General features: G+C 71.4%; 19 protein-coding genes. 7 read left to right on the forward strand and 12 right to left on the reverse strand.

The features are described from left to right. Positions 1 to 310: 310 nt before the first annotated feature. Positions 311 to 736: an SRPBCC family protein gene (locus tag AB0D85_RS31455; protein WP_362327684.1), complete on the forward strand. Its 426-nt coding sequence runs from the start codon at positions 311 to 313 to the stop codon at positions 734 to 736. Positions 737 to 749: 13 nt separating this feature from the next. Here AB0D85_RS31455 and AB0D85_RS31460 read toward each other — a convergent pair whose 3' ends face one another. From AB0D85_RS31460 to AB0D85_RS31485, 6 genes are all read right to left on the reverse strand, one after another. Then, positions 750 to 1,013, reverse strand: coding sequence for a hypothetical protein (locus tag AB0D85_RS31460; RefSeq protein WP_362327687.1), 264 nt, complete (start codon positions 1,011 to 1,013; stop codon positions 750 to 752). A gap of 26 nt (positions 1,014 to 1,039) precedes the next feature. Further along, positions 1,040 to 1,786 (reverse strand): PP2C family serine/threonine-protein phosphatase, encoded by a 747-nt coding sequence (locus AB0D85_RS31465; RefSeq protein WP_362327690.1) that lies wholly within the window; start codon positions 1,784 to 1,786, stop codon positions 1,040 to 1,042. 54 nt (positions 1,787 to 1,840) lie between these two features. Then, positions 1,841 to 2,662 (reverse strand): carbohydrate ABC transporter permease, encoded by an 822-nt coding sequence (locus AB0D85_RS31470; protein WP_362327692.1) that lies wholly within the window; start codon positions 2,660 to 2,662, stop codon positions 1,841 to 1,843. Next, positions 2,659 to 3,606 carry a sugar ABC transporter permease gene (locus AB0D85_RS31475; RefSeq protein WP_362327695.1) on the reverse strand — a complete coding sequence of 316 codons (948 nt, stop codon included), beginning with the start codon at positions 3,604 to 3,606 and terminating at the stop codon, positions 2,659 to 2,661. The genes AB0D85_RS31470 and AB0D85_RS31475 overlap by 4 nt, the downstream gene beginning before the upstream one ends. A 14-nt stretch (positions 3,607 to 3,620) precedes the next feature. Then, a complete protein-coding gene (locus AB0D85_RS31480) occupies positions 3,621 to 5,009 on the reverse strand; it encodes an extracellular solute-binding protein (protein WP_362327698.1) in 1,389 nt (462 codons plus the stop codon). A gap of 411 nt (positions 5,010 to 5,420) precedes the next feature. Further along, entirely contained in the window at positions 5,421 to 6,443 is a 1,023-nt protein-coding gene (locus AB0D85_RS31485) for a carbohydrate kinase family protein (protein ID WP_362327701.1), read from the reverse strand. 92 nt (positions 6,444 to 6,535) lie between these two features. Here AB0D85_RS31485 and AB0D85_RS31490 point away from each other — a divergent pair, with 92 nt between their 5' ends. Genes AB0D85_RS31490 through nagB form a run of 3 tightly spaced genes read left to right on the forward strand, consistent with a single transcriptional unit; the run spans position 6,536 to position 9,487 of the window. Then, positions 6,536 to 7,333 (forward strand): DeoR/GlpR family DNA-binding transcription regulator, encoded by a 798-nt coding sequence (locus tag AB0D85_RS31490; protein WP_362327703.1) that lies wholly within the window; start codon positions 6,536 to 6,538, stop codon positions 7,331 to 7,333. After that, entirely contained in the window at positions 7,330 to 8,700 is a 1,371-nt protein-coding gene (locus AB0D85_RS31495; RefSeq protein WP_362327705.1) for a 6-phospho-beta-glucosidase, read from the forward strand. Before AB0D85_RS31490 ends, AB0D85_RS31495 begins: the two co-directional genes overlap by 4 nt. Position 8,701: 1 nt before the next feature. Next, a complete protein-coding gene (nagB, locus tag AB0D85_RS31500; protein ID WP_362327708.1) occupies positions 8,702 to 9,487 on the forward strand; it encodes a glucosamine-6-phosphate deaminase in 786 nt (261 codons plus the stop codon). 81 nt (positions 9,488 to 9,568) lie between these two features. Here the strand turns inward: nagB and AB0D85_RS31505 are convergent, their stop codons facing one another. The 6 genes from AB0D85_RS31505 to AB0D85_RS31530 all read right to left on the reverse strand — a co-directional run bounded on the left by AB0D85_RS31505 (position 9,569) and on the right by AB0D85_RS31530 (position 15,469). Continuing rightward, complete coding sequence (locus tag AB0D85_RS31505; protein WP_362327711.1) at positions 9,569 to 10,588, reverse strand: lactonase family protein; 1,020 nt, start codon at positions 10,586 to 10,588, stop codon at positions 9,569 to 9,571. A gap of 21 nt (positions 10,589 to 10,609) precedes the next feature. Then, positions 10,610 to 11,575: a sugar kinase gene (locus AB0D85_RS31510; protein ID WP_362327714.1), complete on the reverse strand. Its 966-nt coding sequence runs from the start codon at positions 11,573 to 11,575 to the stop codon at positions 10,610 to 10,612. After that, on the reverse strand, positions 11,572 to 12,246 hold the full coding sequence (locus AB0D85_RS31515; RefSeq protein WP_362327717.1) for a bifunctional 4-hydroxy-2-oxoglutarate aldolase/2-dehydro-3-deoxy-phosphogluconate aldolase: 675 nt from the start codon (positions 12,244 to 12,246) through the stop codon (positions 11,572 to 11,574). Before AB0D85_RS31515 ends, AB0D85_RS31510 begins: the two co-directional genes overlap by 4 nt. Then, complete coding sequence (locus AB0D85_RS31520; protein ID WP_362327720.1) at positions 12,243 to 13,157, reverse strand: carbohydrate ABC transporter permease; 915 nt, start codon at positions 13,155 to 13,157, stop codon at positions 12,243 to 12,245. The genes AB0D85_RS31515 and AB0D85_RS31520 overlap by 4 nt, the downstream gene beginning before the upstream one ends. A 50-nt stretch (positions 13,158 to 13,207) precedes the next feature. Then, positions 13,208 to 14,080 carry a sugar ABC transporter permease gene (locus tag AB0D85_RS31525; protein WP_362327723.1) on the reverse strand — a complete coding sequence of 291 codons (873 nt, stop codon included), beginning with the start codon at positions 14,078 to 14,080 and terminating at the stop codon, positions 13,208 to 13,210. A 120-nt stretch (positions 14,081 to 14,200) separates the two neighbouring features. After that, the gene (locus AB0D85_RS31530) at positions 14,201 to 15,469 is read right to left on the reverse strand and encodes an extracellular solute-binding protein (protein WP_362327726.1); all 1,269 of its coding nucleotides are present in this window, start codon (positions 15,467 to 15,469) and stop codon (positions 14,201 to 14,203) included. Positions 15,470 to 15,819: 350 nt separating this feature from the next. On the opposite strand from AB0D85_RS31530, the gene AB0D85_RS31535 reads away from it, so the two are divergent. From AB0D85_RS31535 to dgoD, 3 genes are all read left to right on the forward strand, one after another. Beyond that, positions 15,820 to 16,854: a LacI family DNA-binding transcriptional regulator gene (locus AB0D85_RS31535; RefSeq protein WP_362327729.1), complete on the forward strand. Its 1,035-nt coding sequence runs from the start codon at positions 15,820 to 15,822 to the stop codon at positions 16,852 to 16,854. 48 nt (positions 16,855 to 16,902) lie between these two features. Further along, complete coding sequence (locus AB0D85_RS31540; RefSeq protein ID WP_362327732.1) at positions 16,903 to 17,667, forward strand: SDR family NAD(P)-dependent oxidoreductase; 765 nt, start codon at positions 16,903 to 16,905, stop codon at positions 17,665 to 17,667. Positions 17,668 to 17,757: 90 nt separating this feature from the next. After that, complete coding sequence (gene dgoD, locus AB0D85_RS31545; RefSeq protein ID WP_362327735.1) at positions 17,758 to 18,903, forward strand: galactonate dehydratase; 1,146 nt, start codon at positions 17,758 to 17,760, stop codon at positions 18,901 to 18,903. The last annotated feature ends 223 nt before the right edge of the window (positions 18,904 to 19,126 follow it).

A 19,126-nucleotide genomic window follows, 5' to 3' on the forward strand; every position in this document is an offset into this window, starting at 1 on the left:
ACGCAGGCTCCTGCTTGCAGGATGGGCATCCTCTCACCGGACAGTCACCGCGGATTCTCCCACCCCCACGCTTCGCCGGGTCACCCATCGGGCTCCCTGCCGAACCTGAAACGCTCAGGGCGCTCCACGCAGGACAGGAAGTGTCCGAAGCTGCCGCGCGCGGCCGGCCGGTCGATCAAGGCGGCGCACCGCACGCCCTCACCTTCGATGCGGACATGAACCTGCGGCCCCTCTTCCGTCGGCGCCGATTCGGCCGGGCGCACACTGGAAGCAGGGGTCAGGTGCCAGGAACCGCGCGTGGAGGTGCGCCATGAGCACTCTCGAACTGCACGTGGACGTCGGGGTCCCGGTCGACACGGCCTGGGAGGCCCTTCACCGGGCGGAGACCTATCCGCGCTTCGTGGCAGGGGTGCGGGGTGCGCGTACGGAGGCGGGCGGCCGGGCGCATCTCGACATCGAGGCGGGTGGCCGGGCCCGGGAGGTCGAGGCCGAGGTCAGCGACCGCGGTGAGCGCGTGATGGAGTGGCTCACCACGGGCACCCCCGAGCTGACGGGTTCCTTCTCGGTCCAGCCGATCGACCGTGGTCACACCCGGGTCCAGGCGCGGCTGGAGTACGACCCCGACACGGTCCGGGACGTCTTCGGCGGGCCGAGGGGCTTCGCCCAGACGAACGCGATCGAACGGCTCGTCCGCAGCGATCTGGAGCACTTCAAGGAGTACGTGGAACACGGCTGAGCCGCGGAACCGGTCAGACCTCCATCACGGCATCGCAGTCCTGGCAGACCACGGAAGCGTGTTCCGTGGGGTACCAGGGCGCTCCAGGGTGTTCGGAGGGCCGCCGGCCGGTCGTCTCCATGGCGAAGGTGTCCTTGCCGCAGAGGGTCCGCGGTCCCGCGACGGTGCGTGATCCAGGGGCCGCGGGAGCCGCGTGCACCCTGCGGACGCGCCGCTGTGCGCCGCCACCCGGCGCTGCCGTCGGCCGGTCGAGTTCGTAGACGACGATCTCGGTCATGTCTCCACCGTAGGCGGGCGTCTTGCTCAGGTGTCCGCGACGCGTACGACCGCCAGCGTGACGTTGTCGGGACCGCCCGCCGCGATGGCGGCCTTCCACAGCTCGAAGGCCGCCCGGCCGTCGTCGTGCTCCCGCATCACCTCGTCGAGTACCTCCTGCGGCACCGGGTCGGTCAGGCCGTCGGTGCAGACGAGGTAACGGTCGCCGGGAGACAGGGGCACGGTCGTCACATGGGGCTGGACGGCGCGGTACGTGGGGGTGCCGCCCAGGCACTGGGTGACGAGGTGCGTGGTGCGCCGCCCCAGTTCGAGCGGGGGGCTGTCGTCGACGCTCACCTGGCGCAGCCCGTCGGGAGTGGCCGCGAAGACCCTGCTGTCGCCCACGTTGAACACCGTCAGCGAGTCCGGCTGCACCACGACCCCGGCGACCGTGGTGCCCATGGTGGCGAGGTCGCCTCCGGCCCCGCCGCCGGCCTCGTACACCGCGCGGTTGCAGGCGTTCAGGGCGTCGCGGACGACGTCCTCGCCGGTCAGGGCGGGGCCGATCGACGCGAGCCGACGGACGACGAGGGCGCTGGCCACATCGCCGCCGGGCTGCCCGCCGAGCCCGTCGGCGACGGCCACGGCGAGGGGCGTCCCGAGCGGGAAGACCAGGGTCTGCGCGCTCTCGGTCACCGTGGCGCACAGGGTCCACGGCCCGATCACCAGGCTGTCCTCGTTCCGTTCGCGAAGCAGCCCCGGATGGCTGAGCGCGCTCACCGCCACGTACCGCATGGAACGCCACCGCCTTCCCGCACACGGCGCCCCCTCGTCCTCACCCTCTCACGCTCACGCCTTGACGGCGCCGGAGAGCATGCCGGAGATGAAGTGGCGCTGCAGGAAGACGTACAGCGCGACGACCGGCAGGGCGACGATGATGGACGCGGCCGCCAGCAGGGAGTACTGGGTGGTGTGCTCGCTCTGGAAGAAGGCCAGGCCCAGGGGTGCGGTGCGCTTGTTCTCGTCGGTGATCATGACCAGCGGGAGCAGGAACTCGTTCCAGGTCCACATGAAGACCAGCATGGCCATGGTCAGCAGGGCGGGGCGGCTGGTGGGGACCAGGATGCGCCACAGCAGCCGCCAGTCCGTCGCCCCGTCGAGCCGCGCCGCCTCGATGATGCTGACCGGTACCGAGCGGAAGAAGTTGCGCATCCAGAAGACGCCGAAGGCGAGGGACTGGGCGGTCTGCGGCAGGATCAGCGCCCAGTAGGAGTCGGTGAACCCGGCGTCGCGCAGATTGAAGTAGAGCGGGATGACGAACGCCTCGGGCGGCACCATCAGGCCGATCAGGGTGACGTAGAAGAGGAGTGACCGGCCTGGGTAGTCGAAGAGGGCGAAGGAGAACCCGGCGAGGATGGCCAGGACGGCCGTGAGGACCACGACCGAGACCGCCACCAGCACGCTGGAGCCCAGGTAGGTGGCGAAGTGACCCTGGTGCCAGGCGGTGACGAAGTTCCCGAGGTCGAGGTGGTGCGGCCAGGTGAAGGACGGGGACGCCTGGGCGGCGGGGGTCAGCGCGGAGGCCACCACGCCGATCAGCGGCACCAGGGCCAGGGCGGCGAAGACGGTCAGGACGACGTAGTTGAGCGCCCGTTCGCGGGTGGAGATCATGTCCCGTCCTCCTCGGGCTGGAGCTTGGTGATCAGGAAGGTGATGAGCAGGATCACCGCGGTCAGGACGACGGCGATGGCGCAGGCGGAGCCGACCTGGCCGGTGCCGAAGGCCCGGTTGTAGACCTCGAAGGCGGGCAGGCTGGTCGCGTTGCCGGGACCGCCGTGGGTGGCGATGTACACCAGGTCGAAGGTCTTCAGGGCGGCGATCACGGTGAGGGTGAGCGCCACGGTGATCTGGCCGCGCAGGCCGGGGAGCGTCACGGCGAAGAACTCCCGTACGGCGCCGGCCCCGTCGAGCTTCGCCGCCTCGTACAGCTCCCCGGGGATCTGGCCGATACCGGCGATGAACAGCACCAGGCACAGGCCGATCTCCAGCCAGGTGCCGATGAGCCCGACGGACGGCAGGGCGGTGGAGAAGTCGCCGAGCCAGGGGCGGGCGACCGCGTCGAGGCCGATCGCGCGCAGGGCGGTGTTGAGGACGCCGTCGGGGGCGTAGATCGCGGTCCAGGCGGTCGCGGTGACGACCATGGCGACGACCTGCGGCAGGAAGATCAGCGCGCGGAAGACGGAGACCCCGCGCAGCCGGGAGGCGCGGGTGGTGACCGCGGCCAGCATCAGGGCGAGCGCGATCGGCAGGACCGAGAAGAAGAGGATCAGCACCAGGGAGTGCAGGAAGCCGGCGCGCAGCTGCGGGTCGCGCGCGATCTCGGTGTAGTTGGAGAACCCGGCCCAGGTGGAGGTGGAGATGCCGTCCCAGTGGAAGAGCGAGATCTGGACCAGCTGGCCGAGCGGGATCAGGAGGAAGACGGTGAGGACCGTCAGGGCGGGAAGGGCGTAGAGGTAGCCCTTCCACTGGATCCGGCCGCGGCGCCGGGCCGGACGCCCGCTGGGGGCGTCGGCCTGGCGCTCGCGTGCCGTCGGGCGGTGTGCGGTGACAGCCATGAGGGGTGCGCGCCTTAGCTGCCCTGCTGGAACTGGGCGTAGTCGGACTGGAGTTGGGCGCCGAAGGCCTGCGGTGTGAGCTGTCCGGCGGTCAGTTCCTGGACGGCGGCGGTGAGGGTGTCGTAGAAGGTCGGGGTGGTGTAGTCGAGGTAGGGCAGCAGGCCGTCCTTCTCGCTGACCGCCTTCCATGCGTCGAGGATGTCGGCGTCGACGGTGCCCGCGGCGGGCTTGTAGTCGGCCTGCGGGAGGGCGGGCAGGTTGCCGTTGTCGGCGAGGACCTTCATGCCGTTGCTGTCGACGAGGAAGTTGATGTACGCGGCGGCCACGTCCGGGTGCTTGGACTTGGAGGTCATGGCCCAGGCGAGGCCCTCGCCGCCCTGGGTGAGCGGGGGCTGTCCGGCGGCGGGGCTGAGCGCGGTGAAGCCGACGTTCGTCTTCATCTTGGGTTCGAGTACGGCGGCCTGCCAGGTACCGTCGACGAGGAACAGGGACTTGCCCGCGGCGAAGTTCGCGACCGCCTGGTCCTTGCTCTCGCCGTTGAAGCCGGAGCCGAGGTAGCCCTTGTCGGCCCAGCCGCGCAGCGTGGTCGCGGCCTTCACGCTCCCGGAGTCGGTCCACTTGGCGCCGCCCTCGTCGAACACGAGCTTGCGGACCTCCGCCTTGCCCGCGGTGGCCGCCTGCACGACGCCGAAGATGTGGATGCCGGGGCTTTTGTCCGCGTCGCCGTAGGAGAGGGGCTGCAGGCCGGACGACTTGGCCTTGGCGAGGGCGCTCTCGAAACCGGCGAGGGTGGTGGGGACGGTCAGGCCGAGGGACTTGAGCTTGGCCTTGTTGTAGTAGATGCCGACGATCTCGCCGGTCTGGGAGACGCCGTAGAGGCTGCCGGTCTTCCAGGTCTTGCCGTCGGTGGAGAAGCGGTTGAGGTCGAGCAGTTGGGACGGGAAGGCGGTGTCCCAGCCGTAGACCTTGGCGTAGCTGTCCTCCGGCTGGAGAAGACCGGCCTTCACGAAGGCGCCCATGTCGGGGTAACCCTGGTTGGCCTGGACGACGTCCGGCGGGTTCGCCGAGGACAGGGCGAGCTTGAGGGTGGTCTTGAGGTCGGAGAAGGACCGGGAGACCCGCTTGATCGTGACGTTCGGGTACTTCGCCATGAACGCCTTGTTGAGTGCCTCGGTGGAGGCGTCGGTGCCCGGGTCGGTGTTCTGGTCCCACTCGGTGAGAGTGACCTTGCCCGCCTTGGCGACGTCCGTGGACACCGGTCCTGCGGTCTTGTCCGCGCCGCCGGCGGACGAGCCGCCGCTCGGGCCGGGCGAGCAGGCCGCGACGGCCGTCAGCAGGCCGGTGGCGAGCGCGGCCGCGGCGACGACGCGCCGGGCGGAACGGCCTCGGGTTCTCTCGGTCATGGAGTGGTCCTCCTGGTGCTGGTGGAACTGCGGGCGGTGCGGTGTTCCCGAAGGGGCGGGAACCATGCGGCCGGCTTGAGACGGCCGGTGGGGTTTCGGGGTCCGGGTGCGGCGAAGTGGCGGTGCCGGCGAGCAGGGGGCCGAGGCGGGGTCGGCGGAGTCCCGGTGCCGGTGCGCAGCCGGCGTGGGCCGGTCCGGCGGAGTGGCGGTGCCGGGGAGTAGCGGGCCGAGGCGGGTCCGGCGGCGTGCGATCGGCGTGGGCGGGTCTGGTGGAGTGCCGGTGGCGGTGGGCGTGGGCGGGGCCGGCGGGGTGGTCGTGCCGGTGAACGGTCGGCGTAGGCGGGGCCGGTGGAATGCCGGTGGCGGTTTCGGCGCGTTGTCGGCGGAAGCGGGCAGCGGGGCCGGCGCGCGTCAGCGCAGGACCGCGCGCATTCGCTCGATGTCGTCGTCGGGGATGCCGTCAGGGAGGGCATCCCCGGCGCCGGAGATCTCGGTGAGGAAGGCGTCGACCGCCGCCCGGTGCGGGGCGCCGGCCGCGCCGCCCAGGCTCCGCACCGACAGGGCGGCGCACAGCCCGGCGAAGCGGAGGCGGGTGGGCAGCGGCCAGCCATGACCCAGGCCGGCGATGAGGGCGGCGGTGAACACGTCACCCGCACCCGTGGGGTCGACGGCGGACACCCGGGGCGCGGGGACCCGGACCAGTTCGCCGGTGTCACCGGCCACGGCGACCGCGCCCCGCGGGCCGTCGGTCACCACGACCTCCGCCACCAGGTCGTCCAGGACCTTCACGGCCTCCTCGACCGAGCCGGTACGGGTGTAGCTGGTGGCCTCCACGGCGTTGCAGACGAAGACGTCGACCTCGTCGAGACGGGTGAGCACCTCGGGTGACCAGCGGCCGGTGGGGTCCCAGCCGACACCGCCGACGACCCGGGTGCCGCGGGCGCGCAGCCCGGCGACCCAGCCGGGCAGCGGCTTGCCGAGAGTGAGCTGCGCGAAGCGGGCGCCGGGCAGTTCGCCCTCCCAGACGTCGGGGCGCCGGGCACCCGCCTCCTCGTAGGTGATGAAGGTGCGGTCGTGCTCGTTGGTCGCGGCCACGGTGACGGGGGTCTGCACGGCCGGGTCGCGGCGGAGCCAGGCGAGGTCCAGGTTCTCCTCGCGGGCGAGTTCGGTCACGACGTGGTCGCCGAGGAAGTCGGTGCCGATCACGGCGCACAGGCCGGTCCGCAGTCCGAGCCGGGCGGCGGCCACACTCCGGGTGGCGGTACCGCCGGGGACGACGGCGAACCGGTCCGCGTACACCTCACCGCCCGGGGTGGGCAGGTGCGGGATACCGGCGAATACGAGGTCGCAGAAGACTTCGCCGGCGAAGAGCACATCGAGCACGGATACCGCCTCCGTCTGGTGCCGCCACATGAAGTGCTCAACTATGAGCACCGCGCGGACGACATGACAAGAGTCAGTCAGTTACGAGCAAGTTTCTCTTGCTCGCATGACCGAAGTCAGTCATCCGGTGCTATGTTCTCTGCGTGACTTCACGCAATCGACACGCGAAGATCGTGGAATCCCTCCGCACGACCGGGGTGGCCTCGGTGCGCGAACTCGCCGAGCGGCTCCAGGTCAGCGAGTCCACGATCCGCCGGGACCTGATCGAACTGGACCGCAACGGCGAACTGCTGCGCACCTACGGCGGCGCGGCCATGTCCCCGCGCGCCGCCGCGGACGACACGGCCCAGGAGCAGGAGCAGGAGCAGGAGCCGGAGATCCCCTTCGACGTCGTCGTCACCCGCGACCAGGCGCTGAAGGAGGCCATCGCGGAGGAGGCCGTGAAGCTCGTCGAGGACAACAGCGTGGTCGTCCTGGACATCGGAACCACACCCGCGGCGATCGCCCGGCGGCTGCGCGGCCGCCCGGTCACGGTCATCACCAGCAGCCTGGCCGTGCTCGACGAACTCCGTCACGACGACGCCGTACGCCTGGTGATGCTGGGCGGTGTGCTGCGCCGCAACTACCAGTCCCTGGTCGGTTCCCTGACCGAGCAGGCGCTGCGCCAGGTCAGCGCCGACGTGCTCTTCCTCAGCTGCACCGGGGTACGCCCGAGCGGGCACGTGGTGGACAACATGGCGGTCGAGGCGCCCCTGAAGCAGGCCATGATCGAGACGGCCGGAAAGGTCGTCCTGGTCGCCGCCGAGACCAAGTTCCCGGGCTCCGGCTCGCTGCGCGTGTGCCCGCTGTCGGACATCGACGTCCTGATCACCACCGGCGGTGCCGATCCCGACACTCTCCAGCTCTGCCGCGAGGCGGGTGGAAAGGTGATACTCGCATGAAGTTGACCGTCCTCGGCGGCGGCGGATTCCGCGTGCCGTACGTCTACCAGGCCCTGCTGCACGACCAGGGCAGCCCCCGTATCGACGACGTCTGGCTCTACGACACCGATCCCGCCCGCCTCAAGGCCATGGCGGAAGTCCTCGCCCGGTTCGCCGACGGTTCGCCCGACGCCCCCCGGGTGACGGTCAGCACCTCCCTCGACGACGCCCTGGAAGGCAGCGACTTCGTGTTCGCGGCGATCCGGGTGGGCGGGCTCGCGGGCCGCATGTGCGACGAGCGGGTCGCCCTGGACCTGAACGTCCTCGGCCAGGAGACCACCGGCCCGGGCGGACTCGCCTACGGCCTGCGCACCATCCCCGTGATGCTCGACATCGCGCACCGCGTGCGCAGGCTCGCGCCGGACGCGTACGTCATCAACTTCACCAACCCGGCCGGGATGATCACCGAGGCGATGCAGAGCGTCCTCGGCGACCGCGTCCTCGGCATCTGCGACACCCCGTCCGGCCTCGGCCGCCGTATCGCCACGACACTCGGACTCGACCCGTCCCGGGCCCAGTTCGACTACGTCGGCCTCAACCACCTCGGCTGGATGCGCCGGGTGCTGCACGACGGCGAGGACGTGCTGCCCCGGCTGCTCGCCGACGACGAGCGGCTCGGCGGTCTGGAGGAGGGGGTCGTCTTCGGCAAGGAGTGGCTGCGCGACCTGGGCCTGATCCCCAACGAGTACCTGTACTACTACTACTTCAACCGGGACGCCGTACGCTCCATCCTCGACGCCCCGCAGACCCGCGGCGAGTTCCTCGCCCGTCAGCAGCGGGAGTTCTACCGGCGGGTGACCGAGGCCGCCGGAGGCTCCGCCGTACAGCTGTGGCGGGAGACCGTGGCCAACCGCAGCGCCAACTACATGGCCGAGGCCAAGGGAGCGGTCCAGGGCGAGGCCGAGGCCGACGCGGACTTCCGGCCGGACCCCGCGCACCAGGGCTACGCCGGTGTCGCGCTCGCCGTGATGGCCGCGGTCAGCCGCAACGAACGCGCGACGATGATCCTCAACGTGCGCAACGGCACGACCGTGACCGCGCTCCCCGAGGACGCCGTCGTCGAGGTCCCCGTCACCGTCGACGCCAACGGGGTCCACCCGCTCACCATCACCCAGCCCGACCTGCCCCAGGCCGGACTGATGCAGCAGGTCAAGGCGGTCGAACGGCTCACCATCAGCGCGGCCGTCACCGGCTCCCGCGCCGATGCGCGCAAGGCGTTCTCGCTCCACCCGCTGGTCGACTCGGTCACCGTCGGCCGGCAGCTCCTCGACGGCTACATCGACCGCATCCCCGAGGTGGCGGCCGTGTTCACGGGCGGGCAGGGCTAGCGTGGAGATCGTCATCGTTCCGGATGCCGCGGCGGGTGGCGAGCTGATCGCCGAGGCCATGGCCCGGCTGCTGCGCCACAAGCCGGACGCGCTGCTCGGAGTGGCCACGGGCTCGACCCCGCTGCCCGTCTACCAGGCCCTCACCGCCAAGGTCCGCGCCGGCACCGTGGACACCTCCCGGGCACGCATAGCCCAGCTCGACGAATACGTGGGCCTGCCGGCCGACCACCCCGAGTCCTACCGCTCCGTACTGCGACGCGAGGTCCTGGAACCACTCGGCATCGGCATGGACGCCTTCCTCGGCCCCGACGGCACGGCCACCGACATCCAGGCCGCCTGCCAGGCCTACGACACAGGCCTGGCCACCGCCGGCGGCGTGGACCTGCAACTGCTCGGCATCGGCACCGACGGACACATCGGATTCAACGAACCCTGCTCCTCGCTCCGCTCCCGGACCCGGATCAAGACACTGACCCAGCAGACCCGCATCGACAACGCCCGGTTCTTCGACGGAGACGTCGACCAGGTCCCCCACCACGTGATCACCCAGGGGATCGGCACGATCCTGGAAGCCCGGCACGTGGTGCTGCTCGCGACCGGCGAGGGCAAGGCCGACGCGGTCGCCGCGACCGTCGAAGGGCCGCTGGCCGCGGTGTGCCCCGCGTCGGCACTGCAGCTGCATCCCCATGCCACGGTCGTCGTCGACGAGGCTGCGGCTTCCGGGCTCAAGTTCGCGGATTACTTCCGGTACACCTTTGTCAACAAGCCGGAGTGGCAGGGGATTTAGGGGTCGTCGGTTCTCTGCGGGGCGGTGGGGGCTGGTCGCGCAGTTCCCCGCGCCCCTTACGGGGCGCTATCACCTCTGCCGTTACCATAGCGCGCACACCACCGACGGGACGGCTGCCGTGGCGACCGGGTCGCCCAGGGCCCCCGACTCCAGGACCGGCAGTGCGGCCAGTGTGCCGCTGTGCTGGTTGGCTACCAGGAGGTGGCCCGGGACCGGGGTCAGACCGCGCGGCCAGGTGCCGCCCGTGGGGGTCTCGCCGAGGGGCACCAGCGTGGTGCCGTCGACGCGGAAGGCGGCCACCGTGTCGGCACCCCGGTTGGTGACCCAGACGAAGCGGTCCGAGGCGACGATCCCGCCGGGCTGGTTGGGCACGTCGGCCACGGCCGTCGCGGGGACGCGGGAGAGTTCGACGAGGGTGCCGGTCTCCGGGTCGTAGCGGTGGCAGGTCACCGTCGAGGAGAGTTCGTCGGCGCTGAACACCAGGTCGCCGCCGGGCGCGAACGCGAGGTGGCGCGGCCCGGAACCGGGGCGCAGCTGGTTCACCGCCGTGCGCTCCAGGGCGCCGTCGGCGAGACGGTAGGTGAACACCGCGTCCGCGCCCAGGTCCGTGGCGAGCACGAACCGGCCCGCCGGGTCGACCAGGACCTGGTGGGCGTGACTGCCGTCCTGGCGGCCGGCGACCGGTCCCGAGCCCTTGTGCTCGACGACGTCGATGAGGTCCGTGATCCGGCCGGCCGCGTCGAGCCGGTGCACGGCGACCGTGCCGGGGAGGGTGTCGGTGCCGTAGTTGGCGGTGAGGAGCCAGCCGCCGTCGGGGTGGACGGTGAGGTGGCAGGGGTTGGCGCCGCCGCTGGTGATCGGCGCGCCGAGGGCGGTCACCGTGCCGGCGCCGGCCGTGAAGGCCGAGACGGCCCCCTCGGTGGACTCATGGGTGGTGTAGACGACGGGCAGGGTCGGATGGGCGGCCAGGAAGGAGGCACCGCTCGCGGGCACCGCGGGTGCCTCGGCGGTGAACGCCCGGCCGGTCAGGCTCAGCGGGGTGAGACCGACGCCTTCGCCTCCCGTGTCGGGGGTGTAGGAGCCGGCGAGAACTGTGGGCATGGGGGTTCCTCGGGTGGGCGGTCAGCGCAGTACGTCGTCGTGGTGGTCGAGGAGGGCGAGTTCGGTGCGCCGGGGCAGGCCCTCCCAGTCCCCGGTGGTGGCGACGGCGAACGCGCCGAGCCGGGCGGCGGTGTCCAGCCGGCGCTCCGGCGGCTCGCCGGCCAGCAGTTCGGCGAGGTAGCCGGCGACGAACGCGTCCCCGGCGCCCACCGGGTCGTGCACCCGCACGGGCAGCGCGGGCTGCCGGTAGGGCACGCCGTCCAGGAGCGCGTACGCCCCCTCGGCACCGAGTTTCACCACGGCACCGCTCGGCCCCAGCTCGCAGAGCCCCTTGGCGAGTTCCTCGGGCTCGTCCAGGTCGGGCACCGCGAGCCGGGCCTCGTGCGGCCCCGCGAACACCAGGTCGCTGTCGCGCAGCAGCGGCAGTACGGCCCGCCGGGCCTCCTCCTCGCTCCACAGCAGGGAGCGGAAGTTGATGTCGAAGGAGACGAGGACACCGGCGTCCCTGGCGATCCGCACCGCCCGCCGGACGGCGCTCGCGGGATCGTCGCCGAGGGCCGGGGTGATGCCGGTGATGTGCAGGACCGCGGCCCCCGCGACGGCCTGTTCCGGGATGTCCTCGGGGGCGAGCCGGACCCCGGCGGTGGCGGTGCGGTAGTAGCGCATCCGGTGGTGGGTGCCGGTGCGCCGCTCCTTGAGAAGCAGTGAGGTCGGCGCGGGGTCGCGGACGGCCAGCGTGGTGACGCCCTCGGCGCGCAGTTCGCGCAGCACGAGTTCGCCGAGCTGGTCCTCGCCGACCCGGCCGATCCAGGTGGCCCGGCCGCCGAGCCGGCTCACGCCGACGGCGACGTTGGACTCCGCTCCGGCGACGCCGAGGCGCAGCGCGGCGCCCAGGGCGAGGGGGCCCGGCTCGGCGGCGGAGAGGACGGCGAGGGTCTCGCCGACGGTGACGAGGTACGGCTGGCCGGCATCGGCAGAGGTGTTCACGCGTCGCCCTTCCCGGCCCGCGCCGCGGGCCTGACCGTCTCCAGCAGGGCGCGGGCACGCCCGGTGAGCGCGTCGAGGGCCGCCGGATCGTCGGGGGTCCGGTCCGCGCCGCGCAGCAGCGGGGAACCGATGCCCACGGCCCGGGCGCCTGCCGTGATGTACTCCCCGGCCTCGGCGAGGTCCACGCCGCCGACCGCGACGAGCGGGATGTCCGGGAGCGGCGCGCGGAGCTGCCGTAGATGTGCGGGGCCGCCCGTGCAGGCGGGGAAGAGCTTGACGGCGGCGGCGCCGGCCCGCCAGGCCGTGGCCACCTCGGTGGGCGTCCAGGCGCCGGGGTAGCAGGGGATGCCGAGGTCGGCGGCGGCCCGGATGACGTCGGGTTCGACGACGGGGGCGACCAGGAACTCGGCGCCGGCGGCGACCGCGTCGCGCAGGTCGCTGCGGGTCATGACGGTACCCGCGCCGACCGCGACGGCGGAGCCGAGCTCCTCCCGGATCAGGGCGAGTGCGTCGAGGGCGCCCTCGGTGGTGAGCGTGACCTCCAGGCAGGTGACCCCGCCGGCGGCGAGCGCGTCGGCCACGGCGGGCAGTCCGGAGGCGTCGGCGGAGCGCAGGATGGCCATCACGCGGGTGCGGGCCAGCTGGGGGGTGAGGGCGGGGCGTACGGTCACTTGACCGCTCCCGCGGACATGCCGGCGACGACCTGGCGCTGGAAGAACACGAAGATGATCAGCAGCGGCAGCACGCCGAGGAGGGCGGCCGGGAAGAGGGTGGTCGGCTGCACGGTGTGCGGGTCGATGAAGGAGTAGGCGTTCACCATGACGGTGCGCTTGCCCGGATCCTGGAGGAAGACCAGCGGGACGAGCAGGTCGTTCCAGATCTGCAGGGCGATGAAGGTCAGCAGGGTGCTGGTGACGGGCCGAAGCAGCGGCAGGATGACGACGAAGAAGGTGCGGAACGCGCCGCAGCCGTCGAGCGCGGCGGCCTCCTCCAGGTCGGCCGGGACCGAGCGGATGAAGCTGGTGTAGAAGAACACGGCCAGCGGCAGGTTGATCGCGGTGTAGATGAAGACCACGCCGGCGTAGGTGTCGAGCAGGTTCATGTCCCGCATCAGCAGGTACAGCGGCGCCACCACCACGAAGACGGGGATGGAGGTGCCGAGGATGAAGAGCCGGTACACGGCCGTCGACCAGCCCGCGGTGATCCGGGCCAGCGGATAGCCGGCCAGCGAGCCCAGCACGGTGATGCACACGCACGAGAGCCCGGTGATCAGCAGGGTGTTGAGGGTGCTCGGCCCGTAGTGGATCTGGCTGAAGGCGGCGGTGAAGTTCTTCAGGGTGAAGGAGTGCGGGATGCCCAGCGGGGAGCGGGCGACATCCGCCGCGGTGCGCAGCGAGGTGACGACCGTGAAGAGGAAGGGCAGCACGAACAGCACGGTGCCGAGACAGAGCAGGGCGGTGCCCAGGCTGCTTCCCAGGCGGCGCGGGGTCCAGCGGCCCGTCGTGCGGGGCACGGCGCCGGGGCCGGGTGTCCCGGCCTGGCGGCCGGTCTCCCGTGCGGGTGCGGAGAGTTGAGAGGTCATGGTGGCGATCCGTCCGAATCGATCAGGTGCCTACGACGTGAAAGGCGCCGTCAGATGCGCCGTTCGCGCAGCCTGAGCAGGGAGTTGGTCGCGCTGGACAGGACGACCACGGTCACCAGGAGCAGCACCGACAGCGCGACGCCGAGGGCGAACTTCCCGCCGCCGAAGATGTTCCGGTAGACCAGCAGGGTCAGGGTGTCGGTGGCGCCGGCCGGGCCGCCGTTGGTGAGGACGAGCGGGAACTCGAAGACCTTGAGCGAGCCGATGAGGCTGAGGGTGACGTTGACGGTGAGGGCGGGGGCCAGCAGCGGCCACTCGATGCTGCGGAACCGCCGCCATCCGCTCGCGCCGTCCAGCGCGGCCGCCTCCAGGAGTTCGGTCGGCATGCTCATGTAGCTGGCGAGGAAGATCGCGCACGAGTAGCCGGTGAACATCCAGACGTTGACGGCGGCCACCGCGTACAGCGCGGTGTGCGGGTCGCCGAGCCAGACGTGCTGGAGGCTGCCGAGGCCGACGGTGTCGAACAGGGCGTTGAGTCCGCCGGTGGGCGCGAGGAGGTAGGACCAGATGAACGCGGCCATCACCGGGGAGATCAGGGTCGGTGTCAGCAGGACGACGTTGAGGACCTTGCGGACCCTGGGCCGGCGGAACAGCATCGACGCGAAGAGCAGACCGAGGCCGTTCTGTACGACGACGACCACCACGGCGTAGAGCACGGTGTGCCACAGGGCGGCCGAGACGGCCGGGTCGTCCGCCATGGCCTGGTACTGCTGGAGCCCGACGAAGTTCGCGATGGGGCCGCCGAGGCTGTCGGTGAAGCTCAGATAGACGCCCCGGACCAGCGGATACAGCATGAAGACGCTGTACACGGCGATCGCCGGGAGCAGGAAGGCGGCCATGGTGGCGCGCCGGCGGTGGAACACGAGGATCGATCCTCCTTGGCCGGGGGCCGCGGTGAGGCGGGCTCGGGGGGTGGAGCAGGGGCGGGGAAGCGGGCCGCACCCGCACCGCGGCGGTCCCGGGACGAAGACGGGCGGCCGGTCTTACTTGGCGGAGGCCGCCGTCTGGATGTCCTTCAGGGTCTGCGCCTCGGAGGCCTGGCCCAGCAGGAAGGCCTGGATCTTGGAGCCGACCGCGGTCTCGGCGGTCGCGCCGTACCAGGAGTTGGAGGGCAGGACGCGGTAACGGCCCTCGTTGAAGGCGGCGTTGAAGGTCTTGGTCTCCGTGGCGTCCGGGGTCGTACCGCCGGTGAACGGGGACTCGGCGTGCTCGGCGTCCAGGTACTTGGCGAGGTTCTCGCTCTGCGACCAGAAGTCCACGTACGCCTTGGCCGCGTCGGCGTGCTGCGACTGGGAGTTGACGCCCCACATGGTGCCGGAGAAGAGCATCGCGTTGGGCTTGGTGCCGGCGGCGCCGGCCGGCCAGGGGGTGAACTGGACGGGGAAGCCGGCCTTGGCGACGTTGGAGACCTGCCAGGCGCCCTGGTACCAGAAGGCGCTCTTCTGGGCGGTGAAGTCCTGCGGGCCCTGCGACCACTCGTCGACGCCGAGCTCGTTCTTCCAGTTGACGTAACCCTTGTCGCCGAGGGTCTTGAGCTGGTCCAGCGAGGTCTTCCAGTCGGTGCCGAAGGAGGTCTTGCCGGCCAGGAAGTCGGCGTCCCACTGCTTGTTCTTCTGGTAGACGAGCGTGGAGCCGACCGCCTGGAAGGTGGAGCTGCCGGTCCAGCCGGACTTGTCGGGCAGCGCGATCGGGGTGATGCCGGCCTTCTTGACCTTGGCGAGGTCGGCGAGGAACGTCGGCCAGTCCGAGGGGACTTCGGTGATGCCGGCCTTCTTGAGCAGGTCCATGTTGGCGTACAGGCCGATGCCGATCAGCTCCATCGGCATGGCCAGGACCTTGCCGTCGCTGGTCGCGAACGGCTTGGCGGCGTCGGAGATCTTGCTCGCCCAGGACTCCTTGGAGAGGTCGGCGAGGTAGCCGGAGGCGCCCCACTTGTTCATCTTGTCCGTGTCGACCATGATCACGTCGCCGGCCTTGCCGCCCAGCAGCTCGGGCTGGAGCTTCTGGGTGTAGGTGTCGTTCGCGGTGATGTACTCGAAGTCGACCTTGATGTCGGGGTGGGCCTTCTCGAAGGCCTTGTTGATCTCCGCGACGTTCGCGGGCTCCGCGCCGCCGCCCTTCCACGCCTCTACCTTGATGTGCACCTTCCCGTCCGCGGAGGACGAGCCGGAGCCACCGCCACAGGCGGCGAGCGTGGTCGCCAGGGCGGCGACCGTGGTGGCGACTGCGAGCAGTCTCCCGGAGCGCTTCATTGCACACCTCACCCATTCGTCGGCGCAGGCCGACATCTCATGTTTGCGGGGATTGATTGCAGGGATGCGACCCTGTCGATATCTCGAACAGAGTCTGAAATGACGAACAAAGTGGGGGGAGCAGGGGGCGGAGATTCGGAGGGATCGGGATTTCGAACAGTCGGGGCGGTCCGGATCGCGAACCGCTGCCAGTGGCTGGTTTCAGCTCAGCCGTTTCGACCTGGTCTGCATGGATATATCACTGATATCCACTTGAGGAAACCGGTTGACCAAGACTTCGGCGAACGCTAGGTTGCGGCGCCAGAAGGTGTCAAGAGGCCGAACACAACACCCCACTTGGAGGAACCGCAGTGCCCGATCAGCCAGTACGGGCCAGGCTGGTGGATGTCGCCAGGGAGGCCGGCGTCTCCAAGGCGACCGTGTCCAAGGTGCTCAACGGACGACAGGACCTGTCCGTCCGCCCCGAGACCAGAGCGCGTATCCACGAGGTGGCCGAGGCCCTCGGCTACCGCCCGCATTCCGGCGCCCGCGCCCTGGCCGGCGCGAGCACCCACGCCCTGGCCCTGCTGGTCCCGTCTCTCGGCAACCCGACGTATGTCACCATCTCCCGCGGCGCCTACCAGCGTGCCCGTGAGCTGGGCTACCTCTCCCTGCTCGCCGAGGACTTCGACGGGCAGGAGGCCGACGAGACCTTCAACGACCTGGTCAAGGAAGGCCGGGTGGACGGGCTGCTGATCGCCTCCGCCCGCCCCGGCCATCCGCTCCTGGAGACGCTGCGCCGCAGCCCCGTCCCGCATGTGTTCCTCAACCGCGCGGTCGAGGGCTCGGGGCGCAACGTCACCATGGACGTGGCCCGTTCCAGCGTCACCGCGCTCGACCACCTGCACGAGCTCGGCCATCGCGTGGTGGGCCATATCGCGGGCCCGCAAGGCATCACCCCCAGCGAGGACCGCAAGCGCTCGTTCCTCGACCGCGCCGGCGAGCTGGGACTGCTCGCCGCGCCGGTCGCCTCCGGCGAGTTCACGGAGGAGGGCGGCGCCACGGCCGCCCGCGCCCTGCTCGCCCCCACCGACACCCGCCCCCGGGTCACCGCGCTGTACACCAGCTCGCTGGCCCAGGCGATCGGCGCGCTGCACGCGATCGGCGAACTCGGCCTGCGGGTACCGCAGGACGTCTCGCTGGTCGGCAACGACGACCTGCCCGTCGCCGGTTACCTCACCCCACCGCTCACCACCGTCGCGATGCCCCTGCACGACCTGGGCACCGCCGCGGTCGACGCCCTGGTCGCCGAGATCGAGGGCAAGTCGCCCGGGGACGTGGTCGTCCCCACCGAGCCGCGGCTGGTGCTGCGCGGCTCCACCGCTCCCCCCGCACGACCCAGTTGACCTACCTAACGGGATGACCGAGCCGCCGGTCGCACCGAGAGGAACCCCATGAGCCGCACCATCCCCACCCGCTTCGCCGGGCGCACCGCCCTGCTCACCGCCGCCGCCTCGGGCATCGGCGCGGCCACCGCCCACCGGCTGGCCGGCGAGGGCGCGTCCGTCCTGGTCACCGACGTGGACGAGGAGGGCGCCGCCCGGGTGGCCGAGGAGGTCCGCGCCAAGGGCGGCGACGCCCGCCACCGGGCGCTCGACGTGACCTCCGCGGAGGCCTGGCCGGAGGCGGTCCGGGCCGCCGAGGAGTGGACCGGCCGCCTCGACCTCCTGCACCTCAACGCCGGCCGCAACCTGCCCGGCGCGATCCACGAACTGTCCGACGCCTCCTGGCACAGCCATCTGCGCCTGGCGCTCGACTCGGTCTTCTACGGCACGCGGGCCGCGGTTCCTCCGCTGTCGGCCGCCCGGGGCGCGATCGTCATCACCTCGTCCGTGCACGCGGTCCTCGGCTTCAGCGGCTTCCCCGCGTACGCGGCGGCCAAGGGCGGAGTGGCCGCGCTGGTACGGCAGCTGGCGGTCGAGTACGGCGGCCGGATCCGCGTCAACGCGGTGGTCCCCGGGGCGGTGGACACCGGCCTGTGGGTGGACGCCCCCGCGGAGTACCGCGCCCAGACCGCCGCCCGCACCCCGGTCGGCCGGATCGGCGAACCCGAGGACATCGCCGCGGCCGTCGCCTTCCTCGGCTCCGCGGACGCGGCCTTCATCACCGGCCAGAACCTGGTCGTGGACGGCGGCCGCAGCATCAGCGCGTACGAGTAACCGGCATCCCCTTTACGCCTTTTGCTCGCCTTGACAACTTTTCATCACCGCCTCGGGTCGTCGTGCCCGCGGACCCGGAGGTCCCGCACCATGAAAATCACCGGATACGAGCTGTTCTTCGTCGAGCCGCGCTGGCTGTTCCTGCGGGTCGACACCGACGAGGGCATATCCGGCTGGGGAGAACCCATCGTCGAGGGCAAGGCGCACACCACGGCGAGGGCCGTGGAGGAGATGTTCGACCACCTCCTGGGCCAGGACCCCGCCCGGATCGAGGAGCACTGGCAGATGCTCGCCAAGGGCGGCTTCTACCGGGGCGGCCCGGTGCTCAGCAGCGCCCTCGCCGGCATCGACCAGGCCCTGTGGGACATCGCCGGCAAGACCCACGGCGTGCCCGTGCACCAGCTCCTCGGCGGCCATGTCCGCGACCGCGTCCGGATCTACGGCTGGCTGTACGGCGAGACGCCCGAGGAACTCGCCGAGTCGGCGGCGGGCCAGGTGGCGAAGGGCCTGACCGCCGTGAAGATGAACCCCTGCGCCCAGCTGGAGCCGCTGGCGACGCCGGCCGCGATCGCGGCGATCGTGGACCGGGTGAGCGCGGTCCGCGAGGCGATCGGCCCCGACCGGGATCTGGCGCTGGACTTCCACGGCCGGTTCAGCGGGGCGATGTCGCGGCGCGTCCTGCCGTATCTGGAGCCGCTGCTGCCGATGTTCGTGGAGGAGCCGGTCCTGCCGGAGTTCACGCGCGACCTGGGCGAGGTCGTCCGCGCCACCTCGATCCCCATCGCCACGGGCGAACGCCTCTTCTCCCGCTGGGACTTCCGTGAAGTGCTCGGCGACGGCATCGCGGTGGCCCAGCCCGACATCAGCCACGCGGGCGGCATCTCGGAGACGCGTCGCATCGCGTCGATGGCGGAGGCGTACGACGTCCTGGTCGCCCCGCACTGCCCCCTCGGCCCGATCGCCCTCGCCGCGAGCCTCCAACTCGACTTCGCCATCCCGAACTTCCTCATCCAGGAGCAGTCGCTGGGCATCGGCTACGGCGACAGCAGCGGGCTGCTCGGCTATCTGGCCGACGCGTCGCCGTTCGAGGTGAAGGACGGTTACATCGACCGGCTCACCGGCCCGGGCCTCGGCATCGAGATCGACGAGGCGGTGATCCGGGAGGCGGCGGAGAAGGGGCACCGGTGGCGGAACCCGGTGTGGCGGAACACGGACGGGTCACTGGCGTCCTGGTAGCGACGGCAGTGGGCTGACCGCGGCCCGGTGGGGGCTGGTCGCAAGGTTCCCCGCGCCCCTGAAAGAAGGGCGCTACGGCGAGCGCCCCTTTGGGGGCGCGGGGAACTGCGCGACCAGCCACGACGCACCCGCACCCGCAAACGAACCCGCACCCTCTTCTTCGGCCCCACCCCACAGGCCCCGGACGGGCCCGCTGCAACGGACCCGCCCGGTTTTTCGGAGG

The organism is Streptomyces sp. NPDC048277 (assembly GCF_040652235.1).
Lineage (GTDB): Bacteria > Actinomycetota > Actinomycetes > Streptomycetales > Streptomycetaceae > Streptomyces.

Bases quoted from the DNA above. Each gene is read 5' to 3' on its own strand.
- AB0D85_RS31455 (WP_362327684.1), top strand. From the start codon at position 311: ATGAGCACTCTCGAACTGCACGTGGACGTCGGGGTCCCGGTCGACACG.
- AB0D85_RS31460 (WP_362327687.1), bottom strand. From the start codon at position 1,013: ATGACCGAGATCGTCGTCTACGAACTCGACCGGCCGACGGCAGCGCCG.
- AB0D85_RS31465 (WP_362327690.1), bottom strand. From the start codon at position 1,786: ATGCGGTACGTGGCGGTGAGCGCGCTCAGCCATCCGGGGCTGCTTCGC.
- AB0D85_RS31470 (WP_362327692.1), bottom strand. From the start codon at position 2,662: ATGATCTCCACCCGCGAACGGGCGCTCAACTACGTCGTCCTGACCGTC.
- AB0D85_RS31475 (WP_362327695.1), bottom strand. From the start codon at position 3,606: ATGGCTGTCACCGCACACCGCCCGACGGCACGCGAGCGCCAGGCCGAC.
- AB0D85_RS31480 (WP_362327698.1), bottom strand. From the start codon at position 5,009: ATGACCGAGAGAACCCGAGGCCGTTCCGCCCGGCGCGTCGTCGCCGCG.
- AB0D85_RS31495 (WP_362327705.1), top strand. From the start codon at position 7,330: ATGAAGTTGACCGTCCTCGGCGGCGGCGGATTCCGCGTGCCGTACGTC.
- AB0D85_RS31505 (WP_362327711.1), bottom strand. From the start codon at position 10,588: ATGCCCACAGTTCTCGCCGGCTCCTACACCCCCGACACGGGAGGCGAA.
- AB0D85_RS31520 (WP_362327720.1), bottom strand. From the start codon at position 13,157: ATGACCTCTCAACTCTCCGCACCCGCACGGGAGACCGGCCGCCAGGCC.
- AB0D85_RS31530 (WP_362327726.1), bottom strand. From the start codon at position 15,469: ATGAAGCGCTCCGGGAGACTGCTCGCAGTCGCCACCACGGTCGCCGCC.
- AB0D85_RS31540 (WP_362327732.1), top strand. From the start codon at position 16,903: ATGAGCCGCACCATCCCCACCCGCTTCGCCGGGCGCACCGCCCTGCTC.
- dgoD (WP_362327735.1), top strand. From the start codon at position 17,758: ATGAAAATCACCGGATACGAGCTGTTCTTCGTCGAGCCGCGCTGGCTG.